The 14,076-nt window shown below is 73.0% G+C and carries 14 protein-coding genes; 5 read left to right on the top strand and 9 right to left on the bottom strand.

The window, feature by feature from the left end; translation table 11 throughout:
* Positions 1-107: 107 nt before the first annotated feature.
* Positions 108-1,598, bottom strand: coding sequence for a glyceraldehyde-3-phosphate dehydrogenase (locus ABC270_RS10130; RefSeq protein ID WP_412880675.1), 1,491 nt, complete (start codon positions 1,596-1,598; stop codon positions 108-110).
* Entirely contained in the window at positions 1,595-3,604 is a 2,010-nt protein-coding gene (locus ABC270_RS10125) for a phosphoenolpyruvate carboxykinase (GTP) (RefSeq protein ID WP_412880674.1), read from the bottom strand. Before ABC270_RS10125 ends, ABC270_RS10130 begins: the two co-directional genes overlap by 4 nt.
* A gap of 123 nt (positions 3,605-3,727) precedes the next feature.
* On the opposite strand from ABC270_RS10125, the gene ABC270_RS10120 reads away from it, so the two are divergent.
* The 5 genes from ABC270_RS10120 (at position 3,728) to ABC270_RS10100 (ending at position 7,477) form a co-directional block, all read left to right on the top strand.
* On the top strand, positions 3,728-5,164 hold the full coding sequence (locus ABC270_RS10120; protein WP_412880673.1) for a helix-turn-helix domain-containing protein: 1,437 nt from the start codon (positions 3,728-3,730) through the stop codon (positions 5,162-5,164).
* Between the two features lie 66 nt (positions 5,165-5,230).
* Positions 5,231-5,692, top strand: a complete 462-nt coding sequence (locus tag ABC270_RS10115; protein WP_412880672.1) for an HIT family protein — start codon at positions 5,231-5,233, stop codon at positions 5,690-5,692.
* 67 nt (positions 5,693-5,759) lie between these two features.
* Positions 5,760-6,305 (top strand): GrpB family protein, encoded by a 546-nt coding sequence (locus ABC270_RS10110; protein ID WP_412880671.1) that lies wholly within the window; start codon positions 5,760-5,762, stop codon positions 6,303-6,305.
* Positions 6,306-6,333: 28 nt separating this feature from the next.
* Positions 6,334-6,831: an ATP-binding protein gene (locus ABC270_RS10105; RefSeq protein ID WP_412880670.1), complete on the top strand. Its 498-nt coding sequence runs from the start codon at positions 6,334-6,336 to the stop codon at positions 6,829-6,831.
* Positions 6,832-7,048: 217 nt separating this feature from the next.
* Positions 7,049-7,477, top strand: a complete 429-nt coding sequence (locus ABC270_RS10100) for a hypothetical protein (RefSeq protein WP_412880669.1) — start codon at positions 7,049-7,051, stop codon at positions 7,475-7,477.
* A 79-nt stretch (positions 7,478-7,556) separates the two neighbouring features.
* On the opposite strand, the gene ABC270_RS10095 is transcribed toward ABC270_RS10100, so the two are convergent.
* The 7 genes from ABC270_RS10095 to ABC270_RS10065 are packed head-to-tail and all read right to left on the bottom strand — an operon-like array spanning position 7,557 to position 14,068.
* Positions 7,557-8,732: a flagellar hook protein FlgE gene (locus tag ABC270_RS10095; RefSeq protein ID WP_412880668.1), complete on the bottom strand. Its 1,176-nt coding sequence runs from the start codon at positions 8,730-8,732 to the stop codon at positions 7,557-7,559.
* Positions 8,733-8,789: 57 nt separating this feature from the next.
* Positions 8,790-9,224, bottom strand: coding sequence for a flagellar hook assembly protein FlgD (locus ABC270_RS10090; RefSeq protein ID WP_412880667.1), 435 nt, complete (start codon positions 9,222-9,224; stop codon positions 8,790-8,792).
* A 24-nt stretch (positions 9,225-9,248) separates the two neighbouring features.
* Positions 9,249-10,922, bottom strand: a complete 1,674-nt coding sequence (locus ABC270_RS10085; protein WP_412880666.1) for a flagellar hook-length control protein FliK — start codon at positions 10,920-10,922, stop codon at positions 9,249-9,251.
* A complete protein-coding gene (locus ABC270_RS10080; RefSeq protein WP_412880665.1) occupies positions 10,919-11,683 on the bottom strand; it encodes a C40 family peptidase in 765 nt (254 codons plus the stop codon). The genes ABC270_RS10085 and ABC270_RS10080 overlap by 4 nt, the downstream gene beginning before the upstream one ends.
* The gene (locus ABC270_RS10075; protein ID WP_412880664.1) at positions 11,680-12,111 is read right to left on the bottom strand and encodes a flagellar FliJ family protein; all 432 of its coding nucleotides are present in this window, start codon (positions 12,109-12,111) and stop codon (positions 11,680-11,682) included. The genes ABC270_RS10080 and ABC270_RS10075 overlap by 4 nt, the downstream gene beginning before the upstream one ends.
* Positions 12,111-13,463, bottom strand: a complete 1,353-nt coding sequence (locus ABC270_RS10070) for a FliI/YscN family ATPase (RefSeq protein WP_412880663.1) — start codon at positions 13,461-13,463, stop codon at positions 12,111-12,113. The genes ABC270_RS10075 and ABC270_RS10070 overlap by 1 nt, the downstream gene beginning before the upstream one ends.
* Positions 13,460-14,068 carry a FliH/SctL family protein gene (locus ABC270_RS10065; RefSeq protein ID WP_412880662.1) on the bottom strand — a complete coding sequence of 203 codons (609 nt, stop codon included), beginning with the start codon at positions 14,066-14,068 and terminating at the stop codon, positions 13,460-13,462. Before ABC270_RS10065 ends, ABC270_RS10070 begins: the two co-directional genes overlap by 4 nt.
* Positions 14,069-14,076: the final 8 nt, after the last annotated feature.

The following is a 14,076-nucleotide window of genomic DNA, read 5'->3' as shown; positions in this document are numbered from 1 at the left end:
TGTGGTGCGGTGCGGTGGAGGTCGGTACGGGTGCGCCGAACCACGGAACCGACGTCGAAGCAGGGGCTGAACCTGGTTCGACGTCGGTTCTGCGGTTCGACGGCGGCTCAGACCGTGAGCACGACGGGCACCGCAGCCGACGTCTCCGACGCCGTCGCCGCTGCCGGCAGGGACGGCGTCCGCTGCCCGCTCATCGTCTCGAGCACCCGCACGACCTGCCGACTGTAGCCGTACTCGTTGTCGTACCAGACGTAGACCACCACCTGCCGCCCACCGTCCGCGATCGTCGCCAGCCCGTCGACCACGCCGGCCTTGCGCGAGCCGAGGAAGTCGCTCGACACGACCTCGGGCGACTCCACGTAGTCGACCTGCCTGCGGAGGGCCGAGCGGAGCGAGACCTCACGGAGGTACGCGTTGAGCGCCTCCCGGGTGACACCGGTGCCGAGCGTCAGCGTGAGCACCGCGATCGACACGTCCGGCGTCGGCACGCGGATCGCGCTGCCGGTGAGCTTCCCCGCGAGCGGCGGGTAGGCCTTCGCGACGGCCCGTGCGGCCCCGGTCTTCGTCGGCACCATGTTGAGCGCCGCCGAGCGGCCCCGCCGGGGTCCTCGGTGGTGGTTGTCGGTGAGGTTCTGGTCGTTCGTGAACGAGTGGACCGTCTCGATGTGCCCGTGCTCGATCCCGTACTGCTCGGTCAGCGCGGCGAGAACGGGTGTGACGGCGTTCGTCGTGCAGGAGGCCGCGGCGAGGACCGGCTCGTCCCCGATCGCGGCGTCGTTCACCCCGTGCACGATGTTCGGCACGTCACCCGACGCCGGTGCGGTGAGGAGGACACGGGACACGCCGGGAGCAGCGAGGTGCTCGGACAGCGCCGACCGGTCGGTGGACGCGCCCGTGCTGTCGACGACGATCGCGTCGTCGATCCCGTACGCCGTGAAGTCGACCTCGGACGGTGACGCCGCTGCGATGAACCGGATGACGGTCCCGTTCGCGGTGATGCTCTGCCCGTCCGGGTCGACGGTGATCGTCCCGTCGAAGGGCCCGTGCACGGAGTCGCGTCGCAGCAGGCTCGCCCGCTTGACGAGGTCCTCCGGGCCGATGGAGCGCAGGACGACCGCTCGGAGGCGGAGGCCGTACGCGCCTCCCGACCGGGCCAGGAGGATCCGCGCGACCAGTCGGCCGATGCGACCGAAGCCGGCGATGACCACGTCCCGCGGCGCAGCCGCGTACGGACCGCTGCCGACCGCGTCCGCGAGGACGAGCCGCAGGTGGTCGTCGAGGCCGAGCGTGTCCTGCCGACGGAAGCCGGCGTTGCACGCGGCGACGTCGACCACCGAGGGCCCGAGGTCGAGCCTGGTCAGTGCGTGCAGGACCGGCAGGACCTCGTGCGGCGAGAGCTCGACACCGTCCACGTGCCGTGCGAACCGGTGCAGCTTGAGGATCTCGTTGACGGAACGGCCGACGAGGCGCCGACCGTGGATCGTCGTCACCACGTTGTGGCGCCGGTGGAGTCCGTCGATGATCGGGATCATCGCGGCGGCGACCGATCCGCGGTCGACCCACTCGTCGAAGACCCGGTCGGTGCCCGCGCGGTTCACGCCGCGACCCCGACGGACGCGGTCACGCCGCGCTCGGTCGCCGCCTCACCGCGTTCGGTCGCCGCCGCCTCGAGGCGCGCCCGCAGCGCCGCGAGCTGCGCCCGCACCGCGGCGGGGACCGTCGGTCCGAGGGAGGCGAAGAACGCCTCGGTCCGGTCCGCCTCCTCGAGCCAGCTCACGGGGTCGACGTCGTACAGGGCCTGGAGGCTCGGCCCCGACAGCCCGAGACCGCTCACGTCGAGCGCACCCTCCGCGGGGACCGCGCCGAGCGGCGTCGAGCGCGTGGTCGGCGCGTCCGGGTGCGCGACCCGGTCGGCGATCCACGCGAGGACGCGGGCGTTCTCCCCGAAGCCCGGCCAGAGGAACGCGCCGTCCTCGCCCTTCCGGAACCAGTTCACCTGGAAGATCCTCGGAGCGTCCGGACCGAGCGCCTCGCCGACGTCGAGCCAGTGCTGCCAGTGCGACCCCATGTCGTAGCCGACGAACGGGAGCATGCCGAACGGGTCGCGGCGGAGTTCACCGACCGTGCCCTCCTGCGCCGCCGTGCGCTCGCTCGACACGGTCGCCCCGGCGAAGACGCCGTGCGCCCAGCTGTCCGTCTGGACCACGAGCGGCACGTTCGTCGCTCGGCGACCGCCGAAGAGGATCGCGTCGACCGGGACGCCGTCCTGCTCGTACCAGTCGTCGGCGAGGGTCCGGCACTGCTCGATCGGGCTCGTGAAGCGGGCGTTCGGGTGCGCCGCGGGTGTGCCCGACGCCGGCGTCCACTGCTCACCCCGCCAGTCGATGAGGTGCGCCGGCGGCTCGTCGGTCAGGCCCTCCCACCAGACGTCGCCGTCCTGGGTCAGGGCGACGTTCGTGAAGATCGTCCGCTTCCGCATGGTGTCCATCGCGACGGGGTTCGTGGCGACGGACGTCCCCGGAGCGACACCGAAGATGCCCGCCTCGGGGTTGATCGCGTACAGCCGCCCGTCCGCGCCCGGCCGGAGCCAGGCGATGTCGTCGCCGATCGTCTCGACGTGCCAGCCCGGCAGCGTGGGCTGGAGCATCGCGAGGTTCGTCTTGCCGCAGGCGCTCGGGAAGGCCGCGGCGACGTGGAACGCACGGCCGGCGGGGTCGGTGAGCTTGAGCAGGAGCATGTGCTCGGCGAGCCAGCCCTCGTCGCGCGCGATCGTCGACCCGATCCGCAGCGCGAAGCACTTCTTCGACAGCAGCGCGTTGCCGCCGTAGCCGGAGCCGAACGACCAGATCGCGCGTTCCTCCGGGAAGTGCGAGATGTACTTCGTCGGGTTGCTCGGCCACGCGACGTCCGGGCGCCGGGTGCCGTCGGCGTTCCGGAGCGGGTACCCGACGCTGTGCACGCCCGCGACCCACTTCGTGTCGGGTCCGATGAGCTCGAGCGCGTCGTCCCCGACCCGGGCCATGATCGCGAGCGAGACGGCGGCGTAGGCGGAGTCGGTGACCTGGACCCCGAGCTGCGAGATCGCGCCGCCGACCGGACCCATCGAGTACGGGACGACGTACATCGTCCGACCGCGCATCGACTCCGCGAACAGGCCGTTGAGCTCGGCGTGCATCGCGCGGGGGTCGCGCCAGTTGTTCGTCGGACCGGCGTCGGCCGGGTCGCTCGTGCAGATGAACGTCCGGTCTTCCATCCGGGCGACGTCGTCCGGTGTGCTCCGTGCGAGGAAGCTGTCCGGGCGAAGACCCGGGTCGAGGCGGATGAGCGAGCCTTCTTCCACCATGCGGTTCGTCAGGTGCGTCCACTCGGCCTCGGATCCGTCGCACCAGACGACCTCGTCCGGACGGGTCAGCAGCGCCGTGCGGACGACCCAGTCCGCGAGCTCGCGGTTGGCCAGCCCGTGCCGGTGCGCGCCGTCGGGGACTTCCGCACTCGAGCAGGCGGGGACCGGTGGGTGCGCGTGCCGGTGGGCGTCGGCGGTGGGGATCGGGCCCGTCTCGGCGTCACCGAAGCGGCGGTCACGGGTCGTGTCGGTCATCGTCATGCTGGTCTCCTCGTCGAGCCCTACGGTGGTCGTGCTCCTCAGCATGCGGGGCCGGACGCGCGCTATGCTCGCGACCAGACCGAGAAGAACGGCAGTTCTTCACACTCGAGGAAGAGTGACGACATGTCCCACGACGACGGCCCGCAGCGACTCCTCGGGCAGTGGATCCGGCACGTGCGGACGACGCGCGGGATGACCCTCGACGTCCTCGGTCGCGCCACCGACCTCGCGCCGAGCCGCCTCTCGATGATCGAGAACGGGCTCCGGGAACCGAAGGTCTCGGTCCTGGCCCGGATCGCGGCAGCGCTCGACGTCCCGGTCTCGACCCTCACGTCGTCGACCCCGCCGACCGAGCGGGCGCGGTTGGAGCTCGCGCTCGCCGCGTACCAGGACGCACCGCTCGCGGCCCGGCTCGACCTGCCCCGGATCGACGTGCGGAGGAGCCTGCCCGACGACGTCCTCGCCAGCGTCGTCGCGCTGCACGAGGCGTTGGAGCGGCGTGTGCAGGAGTCCGCCGTGACGCAGGCCGCCGGTCGGGAGGCGATGATCGCACTGCGACTGCAGGGCCAGTCGTCCGACAACTACTACGAGGACATCGAGGACCAGGCTGCCGACCTGCTCGCCACGGTCGAGCGCCCACCAGGGCCGCTCATGCACCACACGGTCGCCGCCCTGGCGTCGTCGCTCGGCTTCCGGCTCGTGCACGCCGACGACCTGCCCTCGTCCTCCCGCACGATCACCGACCGCGAGCACGGGGTGATCTACCTGCCCCCGGCCGCGACCCCGGGTGGGCGAGGCCTGCGCAGCCTGGCGCTGCAGGCGCTCGCGCACGTGGTGCTCGGGCACCGGCCGCCCGCCGACTACGCCGAGTTCCTGCGGCAGCGCATCGAGATCACGGCGTTCGCCGCGGCGTGCCTCGTCCCGCGTGACGCCGCCGTGCCGTTCCTGCAGCAGGCCAAGTCCCGGCGCGACATCGCCCTCGAGGACTTCCGCGACACGTTCGGCGTCACGCACGAGACGGCAGCGCACCGGTTCACCACGCTCGCCACCCGTTTCCTCGACCTGCCCGTGCACTTCGTCCGGGTCCGACGGTCGGGCGCGATCGTCAAGGGCTACGAGAACGACGGCATCACGTTCCCCACCGACACCGACGGCGGGATCGTCGGGCAGGTCGTCTGCGCGAAGTGGGCATCCCGGACGGCGTTCGAGGACCGCAACCGCTCCCGGGAGCACTACCAGTACACGGACACGCCGAACGGCACGTACTGGTGCAGTGTGCAGACCGGCACCGACGACGACGAGTTCTCCATCACGCTCGGCACGCCGTTCGCGCACGCGCAGTGGTTCCGGGGACGGGACACCACCGTCCGGCGGCAGTCGAACTGCCCCGACCCGTCGTGCTGCCGGCGCCCTCCGGCACCGCTCGAGGCGAAGTGGAGGGACGTCGCCTGGCCGAGCGCGAAGCTCGGCGAGCATGTCCTCGCTCCCCTGCCGACCGGTCGGTTCCCCGGGGTGGACGACGGCGAGGTGTACCGGTTCCTCGAGGCGCACGCCGACTGACGCCGTGCCGGCGGCGAGCCGCGCGTCGGAGCCGACCCGCGCCTCCTGGCCGGTACCGTCGCAGCCATGGTCGGAGCCGACTGCACCTTCTGCCGCAACATCGCGGACGACTCGTTCGACGTCGTCGGGAGCAGTGAGCGCGCACTCGTCGTGCTCGACCGTCAGCCCATCAACCGCGGACACGTCCTCGTCCTCCCTCGGCGGCATGCCGAGGACCTCGGCTCGCTCACCGAGGAGGAGGTCGTGGAGGTCGCACTCCTCGCGCAACGAGCGGACCGCAGCGTGCGGGCGGTCTTCGGCGACGTGACGACGGGGACGAACCTGCTCATGTCGAACGGTGCCAGCGCCGACCAGGGCGTGCCGCACGCACACCTGCACGTCATCCCGCGTCGCGCCGACGACGGGTACGAGTTCCGCGAGGACCTGACCCGGTACCCCCTCGCGCCGCTCGACGACGACGAACGCGAGGGTCTGCGTCGGCACATCGACACGGGTCACGCACCGTCGCCGAACCGCTCGAGGACGTGACCGTGACCGAACACCCCCTCGGGCGCCCGTTCGCCGCCGGGAGCAACGCCGCGCGACAGTCTCAACGGTGGCCTTCCGACAGACGGAGCCCGGGTCTCCGCAACCGTACGACCCGGGGTGGCGCGACTCGTACTCGCACGTCCGGGACCTCGTCACGGAGGCCCTCGGCGCCGACCACCGCATCCAGCACGCCGGCTCCACGGCCGTACCGGGCATGACCGCGAAGCCGGTCATCGACGTCGACCTGCTCGTACCCGACGTGCTCGACGAGGGTGCTTGGCTGCCGGAGCTCGAAGCCGTCGGGTTCCGCCTCCTCTTCCGCGACGCGATCGCCGGTGATCCACACCGGCAGCTCACCCTCGGCGAGCCGAACACGAACCTCCACGTCTGGGGGCCGGGTGCCGTCGAGCCGCAGCGTCACCGGCTCTTCGTGGCGTGGTTGTGCGACCACCCCGAGGACCGGCAGATCTACGCCGAGGCGAAGGCGCGTGCAGTGCGGGGCGAGGACGGACTCCGCTACGACGACGCCGAGGCCGCCGTCGTGTACGACATCTACGAGCGGGCGTTCGCGGCCGACCCGGACCACGCCCACGACCCTCGACCCCGATCGTGATCGCTCGGGATCACGGAAGGACGCGACCGTGCGACCACTGATCCTCACCGGGGGCCCGGCCGTCGGGAAGACGACCTGCGCGCGGGCCCTCGCCGCGGAACGGGAGCGCGGGGCCTACATCGACGGCGACGACATCCGGCAGCTGGTCGTCGCCGGTGCCGCGACACTGTGGTCCGGCACGGAAGGGACGGCGCAGCACGAGCTGGCTGCCCGGAACACCGCGGCGCTTGCGCGGAACCTCGCGGGGGCGGGCTTCGACGTCACTGCCTCCGACGTCGTCACCGCCGAGGTCCTGCCCGTGTACCGCGCACACCTGCCGGGGTGCTTCGTCGTGCACTTGGCGATCTCCGTCGACGAGGCCCGCGCACGAGCAGCGACCCGTCCGGAGTTCATCACGGACGAGGAGTTCGCGTTGCTCCACCGGACGACCGCCACCCCTCCGGCCGTGGACCTCGTGCTCGACGTCACGGGGATGACCGAGGACGAGCAGATCGAGCGGGTCCGCAGCGCCTGGGTCGCGGCCTGACGGCCGTCGCCACCACGTCACCGCGGCGCTGCCGCGCTGCCGCGCTGCGGTCGGCCCGTCGTGGGCCGACGAGCCGAACCCCGTGTGCGGTCGCCTCGGTGGACGAACAGGGAGCGGACGCTCCCGCGTCCGCACTTGTGCAGCCCCTGGGCACGGCCTGACCGGCACCCGGCAGGATGGACCCGACCGCGCGAGGGCGTCGGTCGGAGAGGACACCGTGTCGGACGACACCAGCAACGCTGCACTGCAGACGATGATCGAGCGCGCAGGGCGGATCACCGCCGAGGAAGCAGAAGCACTCGACGTGACCTGGAAGGCCGACGAGGGCATCGTGGTGCCCGAACCGAGTGCGTCGCTCGCCATCCAGGGCGGCGCGGACGGACGGATGGTCACGAACGCCGACCTCGTCGCCGCCTGGCAGCACGCGCTCGACGCTGCCGGCACTGCGGGTCGGGTCGAGGAGATCGAGGCCGCCCAGCAGGCCGGCCGCGCGGTCCGGCACTCGGACGCGCACCTGCGGGACCGCTCCGGAGCCGAGGAAGCGGTCCGGTCCGCGGTGCTCGCGACCGGCGTCCGCGACCTCATCGCCGACGACGAGTACGCCACGCTCACGGCGGCCTGGCGGAAGGTGCTCGGCGAGCTCTGACCAGCCCCAGGTGTGACGAGGGGACCCTGCCGGTTCCGACAGGGTCCCCTCGTCACGACGTGGCAGGTGCTCAGGCGCGTCAGCGCTTGAGGTTCGTCAGCTCCTGCAGCACCTCGTCCGAGGTCGTGATGATGCGGGCGTTCGCCTGGAACCCGCGCTGCGCCACGATGAGGTTCGTGAACTCCTGCGACAGGTCGACGTTCGACATCTCGAGCGTCCCCGCCGCGAGCGAGCCGACGCCGGCCGAACCCGGGCCGCCGATCGAGGCCTGGCCGGAGTTCGCGGTCGCGCGGTAGCCCGAGGCCCCGGTCTTCTCGAGGCCTGCCGGGTTCGCGAAGGTCGCGAGGGCGATGCGGCCGAGGGCGAGGGAAGCGCCGTTCGAGAACGTGCCCGTGACCGTCCCGTCCTTGGAGATCGAGTAGCCCTGGAGCGACCCGGCCTCGTGACCGTTCTGCGAGGAGATCGTCGCGGTGTTGAGGGTCGCGAACCCGGTGAGGTCCGACATGTCGACGGCGATGCCACCGACGGTGAGGGCACCGCCCGACGCGACCTTGCCGTCGGCGCCGAACGTGATCGACGAGCTGGCGGTGGCGCCCTGCCCGTTCGTGGCGGTGACGTCCCAGCCGGTGGCGGTGCGCTGGTAGGCGATCGACATGGTGTGCTTCGCACCGGTGGCGTCGTACACGGTGGCGTCACGGGTGACGGTGTCGCCGACGGCCGTGTCCGAAGGCAGGTTGCCGGTGAGCGCGGCGGTCGTGGTGCGGACGGCCGGAGCTGCGGCGTCGAGCGGCAGCGTGATGTCACCGAGCTGGCCGTTGGCGTTGACGACGCCGTTCACGGCCGGGTAGCCCTGGACGATCTTGCCGTCCGAGGAGACCAGGCGACCGTCGGCGTCGAAGTCGAACGCGCCGGCGCGCGTGTAGACGGTGTCGTTGCCGAGGCGGGTGACGAAGAACCCGTCGCCGGAGATCATGAGGTCGGTGGCCTTGCCGGTGGCCTGCGCCGACCCCTGGGCGAAGTTCGTGGACACCCCGGCGACCTGCACGCCGAGGCCGATCTGCGCGGGGTTGGTGCCACCGATGCCGGTCTGCGGACCACCGGCGCCCTGGGTCATCTGAGACAGGGTGTCCTGGAAGACCGTCGACGACGACTTGAAGCCGACGGTGTTGACGTTGGCGATGTTGTTGCCGGTGACGTCGAGCATCTCCTGGTGGGAACGGAGGCCGGAGATGCCGGAGTAGAGCGAGCGGAGCATGGTGCGTCCTTTCGTGGAGGTACCGCGGTACCGAGGAAGAAGAAGGGGAAGTGTGGGTCAGGAGGCGGTCGTGATGCCGGAGATCACGTCGAGGTCGACCTCCTTCCCACCCACCGTGACCGTGGGAACGCTTCCCGCGTACGACACCGCTGTCGCGGTCCCCTCGATCGACTTCCCCGTGGTGGCGTCGGTGTAGCTGACCTGTTTCCCGACGAGGTTCGCGGCGGCGATCCGCATCTGCAGCGAGAAGTTCTCGTTCCCCGTCGTGGTCTGGTTGGTGATCTGCTCCATCATCGCGAGCTGCGTCTGCTGGCTGATCATCTGGTTGGTGTCCATCGGCGAGGACGGATCCTGGTTCCGGAGCTGCGTGACGAGCAGCTTCATGAAGACCTCGGAGTCCATCGTCTGCGACCTGGAGGACGACTGGTTCGCGGCGAGGGCCGCGGCCTGCGTGGCCTGGTCGACCGAGCCGGAGATGCCGTCGAGGGGCATGGTGTGGTCCTTTCGTGCCGTCGCTCAGGCGAGGACGTCGAGGCCCGCGGTGCGGACGGTGGTCGTGGACGGGGTGCGGTGCGTTGCGGGCTCGGGTCGCGCCTCCCGGCCTTGACGGAGCACCTGCGGGCCGGGCGCTGGGCGCTCGTCGCGCCCCGGGGCGGAGTCCGGGTGGTTCTGCGAGGACAGGTCGAGCGTCGTCGACAGCCCGGTGCCGGCGGCGTCGCGACGGAGGTCCGGCAGGATCTGGCGGACGGCTTCGCGTCCCGCATCGGACGGCGCGAACAGCTCGACGTGCATGCTGTGCGCGGACACGTGGGCGCGCACAGTGACGGGCCCGAGCGTGTCCGGCGTCACCTGCACCGTGACAAGGTGCTCCCCCGGACCGGCGTGTGCGAGCGTGAACACGGGCCGCGCGAGTTGCTGGGTGAACGTCACCGGGGCGGCGTTCGCGGTCGCGGCTCCGGACGGCATAGCCGCCGTCGGTCCGGTGGTCGAGGGGGTCGGGAACGCCGTGGGTGCGGCTCCGGTGCGTGCACCGTCGACGGCCTGGAGGCTCGGCTCGGCCCCGGCGCTCGGCCGTCGATCCGTGCCGGTGCCGGTGCCGGTCCCTCCGGCATGTCCGCTGCTCACGGCCGCCGGTGCGACGGTGGCGCCCTGACCGGCGTCGCCGTCGGCTCCGGTGGCCGTCGGCTCGGAACGCGTCGGTGCCGTCGGAGCGGTGAGCGCTCCGGTCGCGGACCCCGCCGCACTCGCGGACGTCGCGGCGGTCGCGGACTCCGCTGCGGTCGCGGACACTGGCGCGGCCGCGGACGCGGACACGGACGCGGTGGGGTCGTCCCCGGCCGTGTGCGCAGCCGTCGGCGCCGCCGTCGCGGGCGCGGTGACCGCCGTCGGGGACGCGACGACCGCCGTCGTGACCGGAGCCGGTGCGGTGCCCGGCCCCGTCGAGCCGTCTGCGGCCGCCGTGCCGGGTGCCGGCGCGACCAGACCGACGGTCGTGGCAGCCGTCGGTGGCTGCGCGCCGTCGTGCACTGGTGCGCCCGCGGCGTTCGCGGCGCCCGCGGAGGCGCCGGTCGGCCGGTCGCTCGTGGGCGGCCCGACCGCGGCGGCCACACCGGCGGCGGCCACACCGGCGAGGGTCGAGGATGCGAGCGGTGTCCCGCCCAGCTGATCGGCCGCGGCGGCGTCGCTCACGGTGTCGGTGCCGCCGATGGCGTGTCCGTCCGTGGCGGGGACGGCCGAGGACGTCGACGGGGCACTCGGGGTCTCGGTCGTGAGCACCGGTCCGACCGCCAGGACTGCGAGCGGCACCGCGCCCGCGGTGGACGTGCTGCTCGCGGGGGCCGGGAGCGTCGTGCCGGTCGCGTCCACGGCGACGGCAGCACCGTCCGAGGCCCCCGGACCGTGGCCGGTGGCTGCTCCGTGCTCGCGCGACCCCACGACCGCGGATCCCCCGGCGTCGACCCCGTCGCGTCCTCGGCGCTCCTCCGTGACGCTCGTCGCGCCGTGGTGTGGTGCTGCCTCCGAGGTGTCGTGGCGGCCGGAACGAGCGCCTGCTCCCGCCACGACCCGCGAGCCGGCGAGGACGTCGCCGAACGCTGCTCCGCGGTCACCCGGACCGGCGGACGCCGTCCGTCCGGTCGGGACCGACGACGGCGTGGTGGTGGTGGTGGTGGTGGCGATCATCGTGCTCATGCGGCGCTCCCGGACTGCATCAGGGCCATCAGTGCGGCGGTCTGGAGATCGGTCCCGGACCCCGCGGTGCCCGAGCCCGCGGCGCCGGCGCTGCCGCCGACTGCCGTCCGTGCGGCGTCCTGGGCGGACGGCACGATGCGGCGGATCGTGGCGATGTCGGCGTCCGAGTACCAGTTGTCGACGATCCGGACGTCCTTGCCCGGACGCGGCGCGTGCAGCACCTTCCCGTCGCCGACGTAGATGACGATGTGCTGCTCGCCCTTCGGCACGATGAGGTCTCCGGGCTGCGCGTCCTTGAGCGACCCGACCGGGACCCCCATGTCCGCCTGGTCCGGCACGACCCGCGGCATGGTGACGCCGAGGTCCTTGAAGACGGTCTGCACGAGGCCGGAGCAGTCCATGCCGGCGGTCGTGGTGCCGCCGAAGACGTACGGGACGCCGAGGTACTTCTTCGCGTCGGCGACGACGTCCGCTCCGGTCGCCCCGCTGCCGGTGGCGAGGGTGCCCTTCCCGGCGTCGACCGAGGTGGCGGGCTTGGCCCCGGCGAGCCCGGCGGCAGCGGTGAGGTCGGCAGCTGCGGCGCCGGTGGTCGATCCCGTGCCCGTGCCGTTCGCGGTGGCGAGGGCGTCGGCGAACGCGGTCGACGCGTCGGCGGACGCGGCGGAGCCGGTCGACGAGGTCGTGTCGACCGTCCCCGTCCGCAGGGCGTCGATCTGGCCCTGGATCTCGGAGATCCGGGAGAGCACGGCGTCCACGCTCATCGGGCACCACCTTCCGCACGGCTCCGTGCCGCGATCTCGTCGAGGGCGTTCTGTTCGGCGCGGAGCTCCTCCGCGGTGGCGGCGACGGTGTGCTGCTCCTCGAGCTTCTCGAGCCCGAGGGCGGCACGGCGCGCGGTGCCGTACGCGTCCTGCGCGCGGTCGGCCTCTGCCCGCCGGCTCTGCACCACGGCGTCGAGTTCCTCGAGCATCCCGCGCGTGGCGGCCCGGGCCGCGGCGACCGCGCTGAGCGTCGCGGCGTCCCCGATCTGCTGCGCGTCTGCGTGGTCGGCGAGGGAGCGGCGAGCGGCGACCCGGGCGTCGGCGGCGTCGCGGAGCCGCTCGTTCGCGGTCGCGAGTCCGGCGGCCGCACGGTCCTGTTCCGCGTGCCGGAGCCGGAGCAGCCCGGCGAGCGGGAACTTCCTGGCCATCAGGCACCACCCCCGACACCGAGCGTGCGGACCAGGGAGCCGAGGGCGTCCCAGGACGCGGCCGCGGTCACCCGTTCGTCCATGCCCTGCCGGAGGAACGCGTCGATGGCGTCCTGGTGGTCGACCGCGGCGTCCACGAGCGGGTTCGTCCCCCGCTGGTACGCGCCGACGTCGAGCAGGTCCTGCGCGGCCCGTCGGGCGGCCATGACCTTCCGGAGCGCGGTGGCGGCGTCCCGCTGCTGGCGGGACGTCACCTTCGAGGCCACACGTGAGACCGAACCGAGCGCGTCGACCGACGGGAAGTGTCCGGTGACGGCGAGCTTCCGATCGAGCACGACGTGCCCGTCGAGGATGCTGCGTGCCGCGTCGGCGATCGGCTCGTTGTGGTCGTCGCCGTCCACGAGCACCGTGTAGAGCCCCGTGACGCTGCCGACCCGGTCGGTACCGGCTCGCTCCAGCAGTCCGGCGAGCACCGAGAACGTCGACGGCGGGTAGCCCCGCGTCGCCGGCGGCTCCCCGACCGACAGGCCGATCTCACGCTGGGCCATGGCGACCCGGGTGAGCGAGTCCATCATGAGCACGACGTCCTGGCCGGCGTCACGGAACGACTCGGCGATGCGCGTGGCGACGAACGCCGCACGGAGGCGCATGAGGGCGGGCTCGTCGGACGTCGACACGACGACGATCGAGCGAGCCAGGCCCTCGGCCCCGAGGTCGTCCTCGAGGAACTCGCGCACCTCGCGGCCGCGCTCCCCGACGAGGGCGATGACGTTGACGGCGGCGTCGCTCCCCCGCGCGATCATCGACAACAGCGAGGACTTCCCCACGCCGGAGCCGGCGAACAATCCCATGCGCTGCCCACGGCCGACGGTCGTCAGGGTGTCGAGCACGCGGACACCGAGCTGCATCGGCGTGTCGATGCGCGCTCGGCCCATGGCGTTCGGCGTCGGGTGGTCGAGCGACACCGTGCCGACGGGCTCGCCGTCGGCACCCCGCAGCGGACCGCGGCCGTCGATCGGTCGTCCGAGTCCGTCGAGCACCCGCCCGAAGAGCCCGGCGCCGGTCGGGACGAGCACGGGGCGACCGGTGGGCCGGGCGGGCGTGCCGGCGGTGACCCCGACGAGCCGACCGAGCGGCATGCACCGCACACCCGAGGCATCGGTCGCGACGACCTCGACGGCCGTCTGCGGTGCCCCTTCAGCACCGACGAGGACGACCTCGCCGACGTGGGCGTCGAGTCCGGCGACCGTGAGGCCGAGCCCGACGGCGCTCGTCACGACGCCCTGCCGCACGGGCCGCGCCCGGGTGACGGCGTCGTCGAGGAGCCGCGGTCGGAGGATCGTCGTGGTCACCGGGCACCGCCCAGGGCTTCGCGGGCGCGGTCGAGCGCGGCCCCGATGCGGGCGTCGAGCAGCCCGTCCGGCAGGTCGACGACGGCGTCCCCGTCGGAGAGTGACGCATCGCCGACGACGGGGACGACCGTGTCCAGGTCGGCGACCCGCTCCGCGTCGGTGACGCTGACCCGGACACGCAGCGCGACCGTCGGGTCGACCGAGGCGAGCGCCCGCAGGACGGTGGCCTCCGCGCCGGACGCGCACGGTGCCTCCCGGCCGGCGTCGGTGGTGTCCGTCGGCCTGGAGGCACGGATCGCGTACCCGACGACCGCCTCGGCCAGGTCCAGGGCCGCGTCCGCGAGCGACGCCTCGGCGTCACGGAGGACCGGCACGACCTGCGAGAGCAGGGCGTTCGTCGCGGCGTCGAGGACGGCAACGCGACGGACGGTGTCGGCGGTGAGCGAGGCCAGACGCTGGTCGTGCTCGGCCTGCAGTCGGGCGTGCAGCGCGGCGGTCTCCGCCTGGGCGGCGCGGAGCCCGGCCGCGTAGCCCGCGGCGTGCCCGCGGACCTCGGCCGCGGCGTCGCCGACGGGGGCGGCGGACCCGAGGACGGGGAACGTCATGCGCCGGA

The organism is Curtobacterium phoenicis (assembly GCF_047238015.1).
Classification (GTDB): Bacteria; Actinomycetota; Actinomycetes; order Actinomycetales; family Microbacteriaceae; genus Curtobacterium.
This window is presented reverse-complemented; position numbering and strand designations above follow the sequence as displayed.